At 70.3% G+C, this 16,643-nt stretch carries 14 protein-coding genes; 3 read left to right on the top strand and 11 right to left on the bottom strand.

Annotation, left to right across the window (positions count from 1 at the left end):
* Nucleotides 1-53: 53 nt before the first annotated feature.
* The 9 genes from ftsW to ASF40_RS04715 form a co-directional block, all read right to left on the bottom strand.
* Nucleotides 54-1,349 (bottom strand): putative lipid II flippase FtsW, encoded by a 1,296-nt coding sequence (ftsW, locus tag ASF40_RS04755; RefSeq protein ID WP_056367098.1) that lies wholly within the window; start codon nucleotides 1,347-1,349, stop codon nucleotides 54-56.
* Nucleotides 1,279-2,853 (bottom strand): UDP-N-acetylmuramoyl-L-alanine--D-glutamate ligase, encoded by a 1,575-nt coding sequence (gene murD / locus ASF40_RS04750; RefSeq protein ID WP_056367097.1) that lies wholly within the window; start codon nucleotides 2,851-2,853, stop codon nucleotides 1,279-1,281. The genes ftsW and murD overlap by 71 nt, the downstream gene beginning before the upstream one ends.
* Nucleotides 2,850-3,962 (bottom strand): phospho-N-acetylmuramoyl-pentapeptide-transferase, encoded by a 1,113-nt coding sequence (gene mraY / locus ASF40_RS04745; RefSeq protein ID WP_056367096.1) that lies wholly within the window; start codon nucleotides 3,960-3,962, stop codon nucleotides 2,850-2,852. Before mraY ends, murD begins: the two co-directional genes overlap by 4 nt.
* The gene (locus tag ASF40_RS04740; RefSeq protein WP_056367095.1) at nucleotides 3,959-5,374 is read right to left on the bottom strand and encodes a UDP-N-acetylmuramoyl-tripeptide--D-alanyl-D-alanine ligase; all 1,416 of its coding nucleotides are present in this window, start codon (nucleotides 5,372-5,374) and stop codon (nucleotides 3,959-3,961) included. Before ASF40_RS04740 ends, mraY begins: the two co-directional genes overlap by 4 nt.
* A 26-nt stretch (nucleotides 5,375-5,400) precedes the next feature.
* On the bottom strand, nucleotides 5,401-7,185 hold the full coding sequence (locus ASF40_RS04735) for a peptidoglycan D,D-transpeptidase FtsI family protein (RefSeq protein WP_056367094.1): 1,785 nt from the start codon (nucleotides 7,183-7,185) through the stop codon (nucleotides 5,401-5,403).
* Between the two features lie 82 nt (nucleotides 7,186-7,267).
* The gene (locus ASF40_RS04730; protein WP_056367093.1) at nucleotides 7,268-7,870 is read right to left on the bottom strand and encodes a hypothetical protein; all 603 of its coding nucleotides are present in this window, start codon (nucleotides 7,868-7,870) and stop codon (nucleotides 7,268-7,270) included.
* On the bottom strand, nucleotides 7,867-8,835 hold the full coding sequence (rsmH, locus tag ASF40_RS04725; RefSeq protein ID WP_056368202.1) for a 16S rRNA (cytosine(1402)-N(4))-methyltransferase RsmH: 969 nt from the start codon (nucleotides 8,833-8,835) through the stop codon (nucleotides 7,867-7,869). Before rsmH ends, ASF40_RS04730 begins: the two co-directional genes overlap by 4 nt.
* 106 nt (nucleotides 8,836-8,941) lie before the next feature.
* On the bottom strand, nucleotides 8,942-9,373 hold the full coding sequence (gene mraZ / locus ASF40_RS04720) for a division/cell wall cluster transcriptional repressor MraZ (RefSeq protein WP_056367092.1): 432 nt from the start codon (nucleotides 9,371-9,373) through the stop codon (nucleotides 8,942-8,944).
* 197 nt (nucleotides 9,374-9,570) lie between these two features.
* Nucleotides 9,571-9,936 (bottom strand): DUF3040 domain-containing protein, encoded by a 366-nt coding sequence (locus ASF40_RS04715; protein ID WP_056367091.1) that lies wholly within the window; start codon nucleotides 9,934-9,936, stop codon nucleotides 9,571-9,573.
* A gap of 111 nt (nucleotides 9,937-10,047) precedes the next feature.
* Between ASF40_RS04715 and ASF40_RS04710 the strand changes: the two genes are divergently transcribed.
* On the top strand, nucleotides 10,048-11,094 hold the full coding sequence (locus ASF40_RS04710) for a polyprenyl synthetase family protein (protein ID WP_056368200.1): 1,047 nt from the start codon (nucleotides 10,048-10,050) through the stop codon (nucleotides 11,092-11,094).
* Between the two features lies 1 nt (nucleotide 11,095).
* On the opposite strand, the gene ASF40_RS04705 is transcribed toward ASF40_RS04710, so the two are convergent.
* Nucleotides 11,096-11,446 (bottom strand): Rv2175c family DNA-binding protein, encoded by a 351-nt coding sequence (locus ASF40_RS04705; RefSeq protein WP_056367090.1) that lies wholly within the window; start codon nucleotides 11,444-11,446, stop codon nucleotides 11,096-11,098.
* A 215-nt stretch (nucleotides 11,447-11,661) separates the two neighbouring features.
* Between ASF40_RS04705 and ASF40_RS04700 the strand changes: the two genes are divergently transcribed.
* Both ASF40_RS04700 and pknB read left to right on the top strand, forming a co-directional pair.
* Nucleotides 11,662-12,807, top strand: a complete 1,146-nt coding sequence (locus ASF40_RS04700) for a muramidase family protein (protein ID WP_056368199.1) — start codon at nucleotides 11,662-11,664, stop codon at nucleotides 12,805-12,807.
* An 80-nt stretch (nucleotides 12,808-12,887) separates the two neighbouring features.
* Nucleotides 12,888-14,843: a Stk1 family PASTA domain-containing Ser/Thr kinase gene (pknB, locus tag ASF40_RS04695; RefSeq protein ID WP_056367089.1), complete on the top strand. Its 1,956-nt coding sequence runs from the start codon at nucleotides 12,888-12,890 to the stop codon at nucleotides 14,841-14,843.
* Between the two features lie 522 nt (nucleotides 14,844-15,365).
* On the opposite strand, the gene ASF40_RS04690 is transcribed toward pknB, so the two are convergent.
* The gene (locus tag ASF40_RS04690) at nucleotides 15,366-16,217 is read right to left on the bottom strand and encodes a hypothetical protein (RefSeq protein WP_056367088.1); all 852 of its coding nucleotides are present in this window, start codon (nucleotides 16,215-16,217) and stop codon (nucleotides 15,366-15,368) included.
* Nucleotides 16,218-16,643 lie beyond the last annotated feature (426 nt).

Here is a 16,643-nt window from a genome sequence, read left to right as displayed (position 1 = left end):
GACGGAGAGATCACGCCCCGAACGGCCCCGAACCCGAAAGCGATGACCCGACGTCAGCGGACAGCGTGGAGCTTCGCGCGCTCGCGCGCCGCGCGCGCCGAGGCGATGGCGGCCTCACGTCGCGCGACGGAAGCCGGCAGTGATCGCGCGAACGCGAGCAGCACGCCGCAGGCCAGCAGCACCGAGAGCAGAGAGGTGCCGCCCTGTGACATGAACGGCAGCGGCACGCCGAGCACCGGGAAGACGCGCAGCACGACGCCGATGTTGATGAGGGCCTGCCCGACGATCCACACGGTGATGCCTCCGGCGGCGATGCGCACGAACGGGTCGTCGGTCTTGCGGATGACGTGGAAGGCGCCCACCGCGAACAGGGCGAAGAGCGCCAGCACGACCGCGCAGCCGATGAGGCCGAGCTCCTCGCCGACGATCGCGAAGATGTAGTCGTTCGCGGCGGCGGGGAGCCAGTCGTACTTCTCACGGGAGTTGCCGAGGCCCAGGCCGAAGACGCCGCCGCTGGCGAGGCCCCAGATCCCGTGCAGCGGCTGGTAGCAGTCGTTGAAGTAGTCGTCCAGGCAGTTCGGATTCAGGAAGCTCATGAACCGGCGCATGCGGTCGGGACTCGTCACGGCGAGGAACGCCACCGCGCCGGCTGCGGCGATCGCGGGCAGCACGAAGATGCGGAGCTTCACGCCCGAGAAGAACAGCGCGCCCAGCACGATGAGCACGAGGATCATGGCCGTGCCGAGGTCGTCGCCGGCGAGCACGGTCGCGATCGCGAGGCCGGCGACAGGCACGAGCGGGATGAACACGTGCTGCCACTTCGTGAGCAGCGTGCGCTTGCGGAACAGCACGAAGGCCACCCAGAGCGCGAGGCCGAGCTTCAGGAACTCCGAGGGCTGCGCCTGGAAGCCTCCGATGATGATCCAGTTGCGGTTGCCGTCCGCGCCGTGGCCGAGCGGCGTGAAGACCAGGAGCTGGAAGGCGACGCCGAAGATCAGCGCAGGCCACGCGATCTTCTTCCAGAACGTCACCGGCAGGCGGCTCGCGATGAACATCAACGGGATGCCGATCACGGCGAACACGACCTGCTTGAGCACCATCTCCCACGGCGCCTCTCCGGCGGCCGTCGCGGTCGCGGACGTCGCCGAGAGCACCATGACGAGCCCGAAGACCGTCAGGAGCAGCGTCGTCGAGGCGATGAGCAGGAACTCGCTCGGCACCGGGGCGAACACCCGGCCGAGCGACACGCGAGCGGCGAGGCCGCGTCGCGCGGGCGGGTCAGCTTCGGTCTTCGTCGCCGGCGGAGCGGGGCGCGTCGTCCGGGGCCGCGGGGGCTGCGTCGTGGTCACCCGGGTCCTCCGTTCCGATCCGATCCCTCACCGCCGCAGCGAATCTGCGGCCGCGGTCCGCGTACGACGCGAACTGGTCGAAGGATGCGGCAGCGGGAGCGAGAAGAACGACGTCCCCGTCACGCGCCACCCCTGCCGCCAGTTCGACGACCTGCGCCATCACAACTTCAGTCTCATCGGCGTCCACCTCGAACACGGGCACCGTCGGCGCGTGTCGCTCGAACGCGGCGACCACGGCGGCGCGGTCGAGGCCGATCACGATCGCGGCCTTCGCGGTCGCTCCGCGTCCGGCGACGAGCTCCGAGATGTCGACGCCCTTGAGCAGTCCCCCGACGACCCACACGGCGCCGGGGTAGGCCGCGAGCGACGACGCCGCGGCGTGGGGGTTGGTGGCCTTCGAGTCGTCGACCCACGTGACGCCCGCGTGGCGTGCGACGACCTCGATGCGGTGCGGGTCCAGGCGGAAGCCCCGCAACGCGTCGCGGATCGCCGTGGGTGCGACATCCAGCGACCGTGCGAGCGCTGCCGCGGCGAGGAGGTTCGCGACGATGTGCGGCGCGGCGAGCCCGAGGGAGGCGAGCTCCTCGACCGTCGTGAGCTCCAGGGCGCTCTTGTGCCGGTCTTCGAGGAACGCGCGGTCGACGACGATCCCCTCGACGACGCCGAGGTCGCTTGGCCCCGGAACACCCAGGTCGAAGCCGATGGCGCGGGCGCCCTCGACGACCTCGGCGTCCTCGACCATCGCCTGGGTGGCGGCATCCGCCTTGTTGTAGACGCAGGCGACGCGGGTGTTGTCGTACACGTGCGCCTTGGCGGCGCGATACTCGTCGAACGAGCCGTGCCACTCGAGGTGGTCGTCGGCGAGGTTGAGGCACACGGCCGCGTGCGGTGACAGCGGGTCGGGCGAGTCCTGCAGCGCGAGGTACCAGAGCTGATGGCTCGACAGCTCGACCACGAGCGCGTCGAACCCTTCGGGGTCGCGCACCGCGTCGAGCACGGGCGTGCCGATGTTGCCGACCGGCGCGGCGCGCAGGCCCCCGGCGACGAGCATCGTGGCCGTGAGCCGCGTGGTCGTGGTCTTGCCGTTGGTGCCGGTGATGAGGATCCAGTCGGCGGGCGTGCCGTCGGCCCTGATCACCTTGTCGCGCACGCGCCACGCGAGCTCGACGTCGCCCCACAGCGCGATGTCGCTCTCCCGCGCCCACGAGATGAGCGGATGCCTCGGCGCGAACCCCGGCGACGCCACGACGACCTCGGGCGCGAACTCGACGAGCTCGGCGGGAACCGACTCCAGGGAGCCGGTCCAGAGGCGCGCGCCGATGACGGGCAGGAGGCGCGCGTACTCGTCGTCGGCCTTCTCGGTGACGACGAGCACGTCCGCGCCGAGCTCGGCGAGGGTGTCGGCGACGGAGAAGCCGGTGACCGACAGGCCGAGCACGGCGACCCGCAGGCCCTTCCAGTCGGCGTTCCAGCTGGTGAGGGTGCGCAGGCGTTCCGAGGTCATGTGCGAGAGAGCCATTCGACGTAGAAGAATCCGACGCCCGACACCGCCAGGAGGCCGGCGATGATCCACATGCGCACGACGATGGTGACCTCCGACCAGCCCCGCAGCTCGAGGTGGTGGTGGAACGGGCTCATGAGGAAGAGGCGCTTGCCGCGCGTGATCTTGAAGTAGAGGCGCTGCAGGATCACCGATCCCGGGCCGATGATGAAGACGCCGGCGACGAGCACGGCGAGCAGCTCGGTGCGGGTGAGGATCGCCATCGCGGCGATGACGCCGCCGATCGCCATCGATCCCACGTCGCCCATGAAGACCTTGGCCTTGGGGGCGTTCCACCAGAGGAACCCGACGAGCGCGCCGACGAAGGACGCCGAGATGATCGCGAGGTCGAACGGATCGCGCGTCGGGTAGCACGCGGCCTTCGCCGCGGCCGAGAGGGCGTCGCCGCCCCAGCACGCCTGGTTGAACTGCCAGAACGCGATGAGGCTGTACGCGCCGACGACGAAGATCGCCGCGCCCGCGGCCATGCCGTCGAGGCCGTCGGTCACATTCGTGCTGTTGGAGAAGGCGACGCCGATGAACGTGATCCACGCGAGGTAGAGGATCCAGCCGACGATGAGCCCGAGGGTCATGAAGCCCAGGGCCGGCACGTCTCGGAACACCGAGATGAACGGCGACGCCGGCGTCTGGTCGAACTGGTTGGGGAAGTTCAGCGCGACGATGCCGAACGGCACCGTGACGGCGACCTGACCGGCGACCTTGCGCCAGCCGCTCAGGCCCATGAACTTCTGCTGGCGCACCTTCATGTAGTCGTCGATGAAGCCGACCGCGCCGAGACCGACCATCATCCAGATCACGAGCAGGCCTGAGACGGTCGGCGGGTTGTTGCCGACGTAGCACCCGACCAGGTAGCCGACGATCGTGCCGACGATGAAGATCGTGCCGCCCATGGTGGGCGTGCCGCGCTTGGTCTGGTGGTTGGGGTTGCGGATGTCTTCCGGCGTCCGGATCACCTGGCCCCATCCCCATTTGCGGAACAGCCGCAGGAACACGGGGGTGAGGAAGAGCGTGAATGCCAGCGAGATCGCCGCCGCAGTTAGGAGTGATCTCACGAGAACGATTCTCCCAGACGATCGCCGAGGAACCGGAGCCCGGCGGAGTTCGACGACTTCACCAGCACACGGTCGCCGTCGCGCAGCTCACCCTGCAGGTACTCGAACGCCTCGTCGGCGGTCGAGAAGAAGACGGCCTCGTTGTCCCACGAGCCCTGCGCCACGGCCTCGAGGTACATGCGGCGCGCAGCGTCGCCCACGACGACGATGCGCTGGATGCCGAGCCTCACGGCCAGCAGCCCGACCCGGTCGTGCTCCTCCTCGGCGTACTCGCCGAGCTCGCTCATCGCGCCGAGCACGGCGACGGTGCGCTCACCGGGCCCGGTGATCTGCGCGAGGGTGCGCAGGGCCGCGGACATCGAGTCGGGGCTGGCGTTGTAGGCGTCGTTGATGATGCGCACGCGCTCCGACCCGAGGGGCTGCATGCGCCACCGCTCGGCGATCTCGACGGTCTCCAGGCGCGCGACGGCGTCGGCGAGCGAGACCCCGAAGGTCGTCGCGGCGGCGATCGCCGCCAGGGCGTTCATGACGTGGTGCTCGCCCAGCACCCGCAGGCGCAGGGGCAGCGAGACGCCGTCGGCGGTCACCGTGAACGAGGTTCCGGATGCCGTGACCACGACGTCGTCGGCGCGCACATCGGTGGCGGCGGGCCCCCGGCCGAACCAGCGCACGCTCGCGCCCTGCTCGGCGGCGATGGGCGCCATGGCGGCGACGCGGGCGTCGTCGGCGTTGAGCACCGCCACTCCCCCGGCGCTCAGCGCGCGCACGAGCTCCGACTTCGCGTGGAAGGTCGCCTCGATCCCGCCGAAGCCGCCGGCGTGCGCCATGCCGACCATCAGCACGACGCCGACATCGGGGTCGACGAGTCCGGCGAGGCGGGCGATCTCCCCCGGCGCGCTCGCGCCGAATTCGCTGACGAGGTACTTCGTGGTGCCGGTGACGCGCAGCATCGTGAGCGGTGCGCCGACCTCGTTGTTGAACGACGCCTTCGGAGAGACGGTCTCGCCCTCCCCCTCGAGGATGCGGGCGAGCAGGTTCTTGGTCGTCGTCTTGCCGTTCGACCCGGTGATGCCGACGACGCGCAGGTCGGCAGCATCCCGAACCGTCCTCACGACCTCGCGAGCCAGGGCGGCGAGCGCCGCGACGACATCGGCCACGACGATCTGGGACACGGATGCCTCGACCCGCCGCTCGACGAGGGCCAGGGCGGCGCCCTTCTCGACGGCCGCGTCGACGAACAGGTGCCCGTCGGTCTCTTCGCCCGGCTTGGCGACGAAGACGCCGCCGGGCTCGATGAGGCGGGAATCGGTGTCGACCGCCCCCGACACGACGGTGTCGAGGGTGTCGCCGTTCTCGAGGTGCACTTCGCCCGAAACGGCGTGGGCGATCTGGGCGATGTTGAGCGCGATCATGTGGGGAACTCCGGAAGCTCGGGACACTACCCGAACTTGGGCAGCAGCTCCGGCGACGTCGTCGAGGGCATGACGCGGTAGGTCTTGAGAACCTGGGTCATGGCCTTCTGGAACGCGGTCGCGTTGGCCGCAGACGATGTTACCTTCGTCGGCTCGTCGAGGGTGACGACGACCACGTACTCGGGGTCGTCGGCGGGGGCGAATCCGACCATCGTCGTGTAGTACACGCCGGCCTTGTAGTTGCCCTGGCCGTCGCTCTTCTCACCGGTGCCCGTCTTGCCGCCGAGGCGGTAGCCCGGGATCGCGACCGTCTTGGCGTAGGGCGCCTGCAGGAACACGTTCTCGAGCATCTCGCGCATCTCGGCGGAGGTTCCCTCGCTGATGACCCGTTCCGGCTCCGCCACCTCAGGCTCGACGACGGTGCCGTCGGCCTTCGTGCACGACTCGATGATCTGCAGCGGCATCTTGACGCCGCCGTTCACGATCGCGCCGTACGCCCGGGCGAGCTCGGGCATGGTCGTCGTGACGCCCTGGCCGAACGAGGTGTTGAGAGTGGTCTGCGCGCCCCACTGGTCCGCGGGGTAGAGGAGACCCTGGCCCTCGCCGGGGTACCCGGAGGCCGTGCTGTCGCCGATGCCGAACCGCTTGAAGTAGTCGTAGCGCGTCTGCTTGTCGACCTTCTGGCTGAACTTCGAGATGCCCGCGTTCGACGAGTCGATGAGCACGCCGGTGAGGGTATAGGTGTTGGCCGGGTGCTGGAACGAGTCGCGCACGCGCGCGCCCCCGTCGAAGTTCTCGAGGCTCGAGGCCACGACGGTGGAGTTCGGGGTCTGCCCCCCGGCGTCGATGACCGTCGCCGCCGTCAGGCCCTTGAACGTGGACCCCGGCTCGAATGTGCCGAGGAAGATGCTGCTCGTGCGGTCCTTCACCTCTGCGGCTTCGAAGTCGTTGGGGTCGACGGTGGGATACTCGGCGGCCGCACGGACCTTGCCCGTCTTCACCTCGTAGACGAGGATCGCGCCGCGCTGCGCGGCCATCGTCTGGGTCTGCTCGGCGATCAGCTGCTGCATGTACCACTGCAGATCGCGGTCGATGGTCAACTGCAGCGTGCCGCCGTCCGTCGCGGGCGTCTCCTGCTCGGTGCCCGGGATGACGACGCCGTCCTTGCCCTTCTCGTACGTGCGCGTGCCGTCGGTCGCAGCGAGGCAGGCGTTCTGCGACCGCTCGAGGCTCTCGAGAGGCGTCCCGTCAGAGCCGACGAACCCGATCAGGTTGCCGGCGACTGCACCGTCGGGGTACGTGCGCGCGGGGTGCGAGACGCACGCGATGTAGGGCGTCTTGAGGTCGGCCAGGGCGCGGAACTGCTCGGTCGAGACGCCCTTCTTGAGCACGGCGTACTGCGAGTTCGGGTCCTCCGCGAGAGCGGTGCCGACGATCGCACGGACCTCTTCGGGCGTCTGGCCCGTGATCTCGGCCACGTCGTTCGACACGTCCGCCCACAGCCGGGCGTCGGAGTCGCCCGAGAGCACCTGCTCGTCGATCTGGGTGATGAGCAGCGGTGAGAGCTGGCAGTCGTAGCGGAGGATGCTGCCCGCCAGGGTCTGCCCGTTCGTGTCGACGATCGAGCCGCGCGTGCCGTAGAGCGTCTGCTGGCCCGCGAACGCGACGTCGAGCGAGTCCTTGATGTGGTCGTCGGCGTTCACGACCTGGATGTCGACGAGGCGGACGATGAATCCGGCGAGCACGGCCAGGACGACGGCGAGGGCCACGACGGTGCGGCGGCGGGGGCTTCTCGTGCTTCGTGTCGTCATCTGCGTCTCGTGCTCTGCGTCTCGTGCTCTGCGCCCCGCGCAGCGGGGCGTCTCGATCGGTTCTCGGCTCGGCGTCGTCGCTTCAGTGTGTGCTCGGGGTGGGCAATCCGTCCGTGAGCGGGGGCGGAGTGTTGCCGACTCCGCCGTCGGGCGTCTCGGCGACCTCGACCGGCAGCCCGTCGATCGTGGCGTCGGGCACGGTCACCAGGGGCGTGTTCGTGATGAGCGCGTTGGGTACGGATCCGCGGCCGATCGCGTCGACCGACGAGGTGCCCATCGCGACCTCGGACGGACCGAGGATCGCTCCGTCGCTCAGCCGCAGATAGCTCGGCGCCTCGTTGATCACCATGCCCAGGGCCGCCGCGTTCGCCGCCAGGTACTGCGGCGAGCTGAGCCCCGCGACGTCGTCATAGAGGATCTGCTTCTCGTATGTGAGGTCGCGCTGTTCCTTCGTCAGGGCGGCGATCTCGTACGTCCCCTGCGTCGTCATGATCGACAGCGACATCTGGGCGGCCCCGATGAGGAACGCCCCCAGCACCGCGACGATGCCGTAGAAGAGCTTCGGGCGACGCCGGCGGGCCGGCGCGTCGAGCACCCGCAGACGGCGGCGCGGGTCATCCGTCCTCTCCGGAGCGGCAGCCCGGCCGAGGCGGGCGCTGGTCGTGGCATTCGCGATCGTGCTCATGAGGCACCCTCCGCGTGCTCGGGCCTCACGCGCTCAGCGGCTCGGAGGCGCACCGGCGTCGCGCGCGGATTGACCGCGCGCTCCTCGTCGGTGGCGAGCTCGGCACCTTTGACGAGCAGTCGGAACTTGGGCGCGTGCTCGGGCAGCTCGACCGGCAGGCCCTGGGGCGCGGTCGACGCCGAAGCCTCGGCGAACGCACGCTTGATGAGGCGATCCTCGAGGGACTGGTACGACAGCACGACGATGCGGCCGCCGACCGGCACGATGCCGAGGGCGGACGGCACCGCGCGCTCGAGCACCGACAGCTCGCGGTTGACCTCGATGCGCAGCGCCTGGAACACGCGCTTCGCAGGGTGCCCCGTGCGCTGCACGGCGGCGGGAGTCGCCGCCTGCAGGATCTCGACCAGCCGGCCGGACCGATCGATCGGCGCTTCGGCACGTGCGGCGATGATCGCGCGGGCGTAGCGGCCCGCGAGCTTCTCCTCGCCGTAGCGCTCGAAGATGCGCCGCAGATCGCCCTCGCCGTAGGTGGCGAGGATGTCTGCCGCGGTCGTGCCGGCCGACTGGTCCATGCGCATGTCGAGCGGTGCATCCTGGGCGTAGGCGAACCCGCGGTCGGCGACGTCGAGCTGCAGCGACGAGACGCCCAGATCGAACAGGATGCCGTCAGCCGCCGCGAACCCGCTGGCTGTCACCGCATCTGCGATCCCGTCGTAGACCGTGTGCACGAGGTGCACGCGGTCGCCGAAGGGCGCGAGGCGCTCCCCCGCGATGCGGAGCGCGTCGGTGTCACGGTCGAGGCCGACGAGCTGGAGCTTCGGGAAGCGCTGCAGGAACGCCTCGGAGTGCCCGCCCATGCCGAGCGTGGCATCGACGAAGACGGCGCCGTCGCGCTCGAGGGCGGGAGCCAGCAGCTCGATGCAGCGCTCCAGCATGACCGGGGTGTGGATGTCGCGCAGGTTCATCATCACCTGGCAGTCCTGGTCCCCAGGCCCTGATCCCCACCCGCTCCGACCTGGCACCGGGGAAGTGGCGACAGGGCACGAGCAGCTGGGAGTCACGGCCGAGGGCTCAGAACAGGCCCGGAATCACCTCCTGCTCCAGCTCGGCGTAGCTCTCTTCGTTGGCCTCGGCGTAGGTGTTCCACGCCGTGGCGTCCCAGATCTCGGCATGGGCGCCTACGCCGGTGACGACGAGGTCGCGCTCCAGGCCGGCGTATGCGCGCAGCGGAGGGGGGATGGTGATGCGGTTCTGGCTGTCGGGCTTCTCGGCGCTCGCGCCGGAGAGGAACATGCGCAGGAAGTCGCGCGCCTGCTTGTTCGCAAGAGGCGCCTCGCGGATGCGGTCGTGCACCCGTTCGAACTCCTTCTCGCTGAACACGTACAGGCAGCGATCCTGTCCGCGCGTCACGACGACACCCCCACCAAGGTCGTCGCGGAACTTCGCCGGGAGGATGACGCGCCCTTTGTCATCGAGCTTGGGTGTGTGCGTGCCCAAAAGCATCGGTACATCACACCCCCTTCGTCCGGCCCCCCGGGTTGTGCGCCACTTTACTCCACTCTCCTCCACTTCGCTACCGATTTGTGATCCGGCGCTCCCCCACGCCCCTTGCGGCGGGATCTACGGGCGGCGCGCGGGCAACAAAAAAGCACCGACCCGAAGGTCGGTGCTTCTCGTGCCGATTCAGGCGGCGGGGACGCTCAGCGCTCCTCCTGCCGCTTGTCCCAGCGGTCGTTCATGCGATCCATGAACGAAGAGTTGTTCTGGGGTTTGGCCGGTCGCTCGGGCTCGACGCGCATCTTGCCGGGACCGCGGCCCGGTGTGACGGCGAGGAGCACCCCACCCAGCATCACGACGAATCCGATGACCCCGACGACGATCAACTGCTGCGACACCCCGACGATGAGACCGCCGAGTCCGAGCAGCACGAGGATCGTGCCGTAGACGATGTTGCGATAGCTCAGAGTGCGTCCGTCGCGGGGCGCGCTGACGACATCCGCGTCGTTGCGCATGAGATGGCGTTCCATCTCGTCCAGCAGGCGCTGCTCCTGTTCGGAGAGTGGCATGCTTCCCCCTCTGTACTTCGGTGGCTCGATTGTACGCGTGCCGTTCCTCACTAGGCTAGGCCCGTGTCCGCCCCTGTTGAGCCGATCGAAGCCATTTCCCAGCGAGTGGACATGTTCATCTCGGCTCAACGCCGGGGTGTGGCCGATGCCGGCCCCGAAGCGGCGCGATTCGTCGCCGCGGGGGCGGCTGCCGTCACCGGCGGAAAGCGCCTTCGCGGACGTTTCTGCCTCTCCGGGTGGAGGGCAGTGGAGGAAGCCACAGGCCCCGCCGGCGCACCGCCCGCCCCGGTCATCGCCGCGGCCGCCGCCCTCGAGGTGTTCCACGCGGCAGCCCTCGTGCACGACGACCTCATCGACAACTCCGACACGCGCCGCGGCCGCCCGTCGGCGCACCGCGCGCTCGAGGCCGGGCACCGAGACGCCGGCTGGCTCGGCGACGCCGACGCCTTCGGCCGCTCGGGCGCGATCCTGCTCGGCGATCTGCTCGTCGCCTGGAGCGACGACCTCCTCGAGGAGGGGCTCGCCGAGACCTCCGACGAACGGGCCGCCGCCGCGCGGAGCCAGTACGCGCTGATGCGCCGCGAGGTCACCCTCGGGCAGTTTCTCGACGTCGCCGAGGAGTCCGCGTTCGCGAGCGAGCCCGACGACCGGCATGCCGAACGGGCGCTGCGGGTGGCATCCTTCAAATCCGCGCGTTACAGCGTGCAGCAGCCGCTCGCGATCGGCGCGGCTCTCGCGGGGGCGGATGCTGCGCAAGCGGCCGCGCTGGCCGCGTTCGGGCATCCGCTCGGCATGGCGTTCCAGCTGCGCGACGACGTGCTGGGCGTGTTCGGCGACGAGGCCGCGACCGGCAAGCCGTCCGGCGACGACCTGCGCGAGGGCAAGCGCACCGTGCTCATCGCCTACGCGCGGGAGGCGCTCGCGCCGACCGCGCGCCGCATCGTCGACGAGCTCGTCGGCGACGCCGGTCTCGACGCCGACCAAGTGGCGTCGCTTCAGCGGACGATCGTCGACACCGGCGCGCTCGACCGCGTCGAGCGGCTCATCGCCGATTACGCCCGCGAGGCCGATCGCGCCCTCTCGGGGGCGCGGCTGGGCAACGCGGCCGTCGGGGAGTTGCGCGACCTCGCGCGCGCCGCGACCGTCCGCACGACCTGAATCAGGCGAGGGTGCGGGCGATCCGGCGGACCTCGCTCTTGCGCCCGGCCAGGAGCGACTCGATCGGGGCATGGCCGAGGGACTCCTCCGGAGACAGCAGCCAGTCGATCGCCTCGTCGTCCGAGAAGCCGGCGTCGTGCAGCACGAACACGGTGCCCCGCAGCGACGACAGGGGGTGCCCGTCGACCACGAAGACGGACGGCACCTTGAAGACGCCGTCGCGCTTGGACCCGACCAGGTAGTAGTCGTCGAGCAGCCGGCGCACGCGGCCGAGCGGTTCGCCGAGCACCTCCACGAGGTCGGGCAGGGTGAGCCAATCGGTCTCGAAGCGCGGAGCGGCGTCAGAGGTCACGAAAGCAACTATCTCAGATCGGATCGGGCACTCGTCCACCACACTCTGGCCACATCAGTAACAGAAACCCCTCCTAATAACACCTGTTGACACCAATAAACATCCGTGACACGGTTCTCGGAGTCGACTGAGGGGGGAAACTCGTGCGACAGGTCCGCAGTACCAGGAATCGTGTCCAGCAGGCAGGCATCCCGTCGCGCGCGCTCCTCACCGGCGTGCCGGTGGCCGTCGCCGGGTCGATCGCACTGACACTGTCGGCGGTGCCCGCTCATGCGGCGACGACGGATGCTGCGCCCCTGAGCGTGCCGCGCACGTTCGCTGCGACGGCCGCGAGTGTCCCCCGCGTCGCCGCACTGCCCGCCGTCCGCGTGACCACCGAGACAGCACCTGCGACGTACACCGTGCAGCGCGGCGACACCGTGGGCCGCATCGCGGCGCGCTTCGGGCTCCGCACCAACGACGTGCTCGCCCTCAACGGGCTCGGGTGGTCGTCGACCATCTACCCGGGCCAGGTGCTCAAGCTCAGCGCGGCCGCCGCACCGGCGCCGGCCGCTCCCGCACCGACCCCGTCGACAGGCACGTACACCGTGCAGCGCGGCGACACGGTCAGCGCGATCGCCAAGCGGCACGGCATCACGACGAACGCGGTGCTCTCGGCCAACGGGCTCGGCTGGTCGTCGATCATCTACCCCGGGCAGACCATCAGGATCCCCGGCGCGGCCGCGCCCGCGGCATCCGTTCCCGCTCCGGCACCTGCCCCTGCGCCCGCTCCCGCTCCGAACACGTCGGCGGGCGGCTCGCACACCATCGCGGCCGGCGAGACGATCAGCTCGATCGCGAAGCGGTACGGCGTGACGACGAACGCCGTGCTCTCGGCCAACGGGCTCGGCTGGTCGTCGATCATCTACCCCGGGCAGACCATCAAGATCCCGGGCTCGGCACCGTCGGTGCCCGGGCTCACGGCCGAGCAGGTCGCCAACGCGCAGCTGATCGTCCGCATCGGCCGTGAACTCGGCGTCTCGGACCGCGGCATCGCCATCGCACTCGGCACCGCGATGCAGGAGTCGTCGCTGCGCAATGTGACGTTCGGCGACCGCGACTCGCTCGGCCTGTTCCAACAGCGTCCCAGTTACGGCTGGGGCACCGCCGCGGAGGTGCAGGATGCCGCGCGCGCGACGCGCGTCTTCTTCGGCGGAGCCGGCGACCCCAACGGATCCCGCACGCGCGGACTGCTCGACATCCCCGGCTGGGAGAGCCTGACCTTCGCGCAGGCCGCTCAGGCCGTGCAGATCTCGGCGTACCCCGACGCGTATGCGAGGTGGGAGGCTTCGGCCCACTCCTGGCTCGCGGCGCTCGGCTGAGCCGAGGCATCCGTCACAATGCGGTCTCGCCGGGTGAGCCGCTCCCCCGGCTCGCAGGCACGGATCCGTAGACTCTCAGGGTGAGCACGAGTCAGCAGACGGACCCGCTGATCGGCCGTCTCGTCGACGGCCGGTACCGGGTGCGTGCTCGCATCGCCCGCGGCGGCATGGCCACGGTGTACGTGGCGACCGATCTGCGTCTCGAGCGGCGGGTCGCGCTTAAGGTCATGCACTCGCATCTGAGCGATGACACGGTCTTCCAGAGCCGGTTCATCCAGGAGGCCCGCGCGGCCGCCCGTCTCGCCGATCCGCACGTCGTCAACGTGTTCGATCAGGGCCAGGACGGCGACATGGCGTACCTCGTCATGGAGTACCTGCCCGGCATCACACTGCGCGAGCTCCTGCGCGAGCAGCGCCGGCTGACCATCCCGCAGGCGGTCGCCATCCTCGACGCCGTGCTGTCGGGCCTCGCCGCCGCGCACAAGGCCGGTATCGTGCACCGCGACGTCAAGCCCGAGAACGTGCTCCTCGCCGAGGACGGCCGCATCAAGATCGGCGACTTCGGCCTCGCCCGGGCCACGACCGCGAACACCGCGTCGGGCGCCCAGCTGCTCGGCACGATCGCGTACCTCGCCCCCGAGCTCGTCACGCGCGGCACGGCCGACGCCCGCAGCGACATCTACGCCATCGGCATCATGCTGTACGAGATGCTCACCGGCGAGCAGCCCTACAAGGGCGAGCAGCCCATGCAGATCGCCTTCCAGCACGCCACCGACTCGGTGCCGCGCCCGAGCGTGAAGAATCCGGGCGTTCCCGAGCCGCTCGACGAGCTCGTCCTGTGGGCGACCGAGAAGTCGCCCGACGAGCGGCCCATCGATGCGCGCGAGATGCTGCAGCGTCTGCACGACATCGAGCGCGAGCTGGGCATCTCCCCCGTCGTCGCCCGCACCGGCCCGATCGGCATCGTCCGCGACGACGTCGCCGCCACCGGCGAGCTCACCGCGGTGCTGCCCAGCACGGCCACCGGCCCGGTCGCGACGATGGCGGAGGTCGACAACGCCGGCCGGCTTCGCCGCGCCACGCAGCGCCGCCGGTCCCGGGGCGCCTGGCTCGTCGCGCTCGTGCTCGTGCTCGCCGCGCTCGCGGGCGGGCTCGGGTGGTGGTTCGGTTCCGGACCCGGGTCGATGGTCGCCGTCGCCGATGTCACGGGCATGAGCTTCGACGAGGCATCCGCACGCCTTCAAGAGGACTCCCTCGTCGCCGTGCAGCAGGGCGAGTACAGCCTCGAGGTCGCGACGGGCCAGGTCATCCGCAGCGACCCCGGCGGCGGCACCCGCGTCGACAAGGGCGCCGAGGTCGACGTCTACGTGTCGCTCGGCCCGCAGGAGGCGACTTTCCCGTCGTTCGCGGGAATGCCCGATGCCGACGCGCGCGCAGCGCTCCAGGCCCAATCCGTGTCTGTGCCCGATGAGAGCGCCAAGTTCTTCACCGACGCCGCCCCCGACGTCGTGATCGGCGTGACCATCCGCCCCGCGGGCGCGCCCGAGGACGGATCGCAGGACGTCGCATGCATGGACGGCTGCACCGTCCACCAGGGCGACACCGCGCGTCTTCAGGTGTCGCTCGGCCCGCTCCCGAACGTCGCGGGCGAGAGCGAGGGCAAGGCGCGCAGCACGCTCGAGGGCCTCGGGCTCGTCGTCGCCGACCCCAGCCAGACCGAGTCCAGCGATTCGGTCAAGGCCGAGCGCGTGATCCGAGTCCTCGGCAAGGAGGACGGCAGCCCGCTCGCCCCCGGCGACACCGTGACCCTCGTCGTGTCGACCGGTCCCGCGCTGTTCGAGGTCCCCGACTTCGAGGGCATGACGCTGGCCGAGGCCCGCCAGGCCGCCTCGAACGCCGGATTCACGATCGACTACGACGACCGCTGGGACGCCTTCCCCGACCCGTTCACCCAGGTCGAGTCGCAGAAGCCGGACGCCGGCGACATGGAGCCCAAGGGCACCGTCATCTCGCTGCGCATCGCCGCCGCCCTCTGACGTATTCCCGGCGCCCCCTCGGAGCGCGGTCGGCGCAGAGGTGGTCTCCTCCCCGCCCATCGCGACGAGACCTCGCAACAGCACCACAAGGCGCCCGCACCCGGTGCTATCGTGCGGTCTCGCGGCTCACACACTGGCGCAACAGACGCCCGCGGTGCGGGATGCCGCGGGCAGCAGCATCCGCTGATCTCCCGCCCATCGCGACGAGACCTCGCAACAGCACCGCAAGGCGCCCGCACCCGGTGCTATCGTGCGGTCTCGCGGCTCACACGCTGGCGCAACAGACGCCCGCGGTGCGGGATGCCGCGGGCAGCAGCATCCGCTGATCTCCCGCCCATCGCGACGAGACCTCACAACAGCACCACAAGGCGCCCGCACCCGGTGCTAACGTGCGGTCTCGCGGCTCACACGCTGGCACAACAGGCGTCTGGGTGCGGGATGCCGCGGGCAGCAGCATCCGCTGATCTCCCGCCTATCGCGACGAGACCTCGCAACAGCACCACAAGGCGCCCGGACCCGGTGCTAACGTGCGGTCTCGCGGCTCAGGGCGCGTCTCACGCGCGCGGCGAGGGCGGAACAGTCCGGGTCGACATCGTCGGCGCCGATCAGGAAGACCTCGTACCCCGCGTCCTGGAACAGCTGCACGCGTGTCAGATCGCTGAGCCACCTCTTGCGCGAGCTGCGGTGCTCCTCCCCCTGATACTCGATGAGCAGCTTCCGGCTCGGATACCCCAGGTCCGCGTGCCGCCGCCCTTCGGTGGTCTCGACCGGCACCTGCACCTGCGGTTCGGGCAGCCCGTGTGCGACCAGGCCGAGCCGCGTCCGTGTCTCGTAGGGAGAGTCCACCGGAGAACGGGCGTCGGAGAGGGCCCGGCGGAGCGCCGCGGTGCCTCGCCCACGACCACGGCGGAAGATCGCGGCCTCCAGGTCGTCGACGGTGCACGGCGGCGTGCCACGCGTCCCGTCGGGTTGCCGCTTACCGGTCAGGAGGTAGTCCGCGGCCGCGACGAGCCACTCGTGCGCGATCAGCGCGCCACCGACGACCGCGCCACGCTGGGCGAGCTGACACCAGACGTCGGCAGGCGAGACCACCGGGAGCAGGCCGAACATCTCCCGCTGCACCGGATCAGCAGACGTCACCCAACCGATCACGCCGGCGTGGCGCAGCGCCACGCGTGTTCCCACCGACAGGACGTGCAGCCCTTCGGTCGCCGAGTACGCCGGCTGGAGCGGCATCCCCCAGATGCGCGCCGCCGTCCGATGGCTGAACCAGTGCCCCGGCCCCAATGCCGGGATGAGTCGTTCGCAGCGCGCCATGATGTCGTCGTCGACCGCGCACTCCGCCGCGATGTGGATGCCATGATGCGGATTCACGACATCCTTCCCCCGCAACCTCCCCCGGTCGACGCCACGATCACGTGCCTCTGCGGTCGTGAACGCGAACCCTTTGAGCTCATCAGGGAGTTGTCGGCGCGGCATCCGTCGATCCTGCCGCGCCTGCGTCGACGGAGGCGGAGATTGTCCACAACCCCGACGCGAGACCGCGCAACAGCACCGTCGCCCCCAGGTCGGCGGTGCTATCGCGCGGTCTCGTCGCCCGGGGGGCCGGAGGCCGCGACGGCGTCGCACAGAACAGCTGAGCGGCGAGGATTCCGGATGCTGCGGGCCGAGGCATCCCGTTGTCCCGCACGCAATCGCGAGGGGACCTCGCAACAGCACCGTCAAGCCTCGGTCTGCGGTGCTATCGCGCGGTCTCGTCGCCGACGGCGACCGCGACGGGGACAGAGCCGGCACAGGAGG

The organism is Microbacterium sp. Leaf288 (genome assembly GCF_001422925.1).
GTDB lineage: Bacteria > Actinomycetota > Actinomycetes > Actinomycetales > Microbacteriaceae > Microbacterium.
Note: the sequence above shows the minus strand (reverse complement) of the source record. Positions and strands in the feature narration are given on the sequence as shown.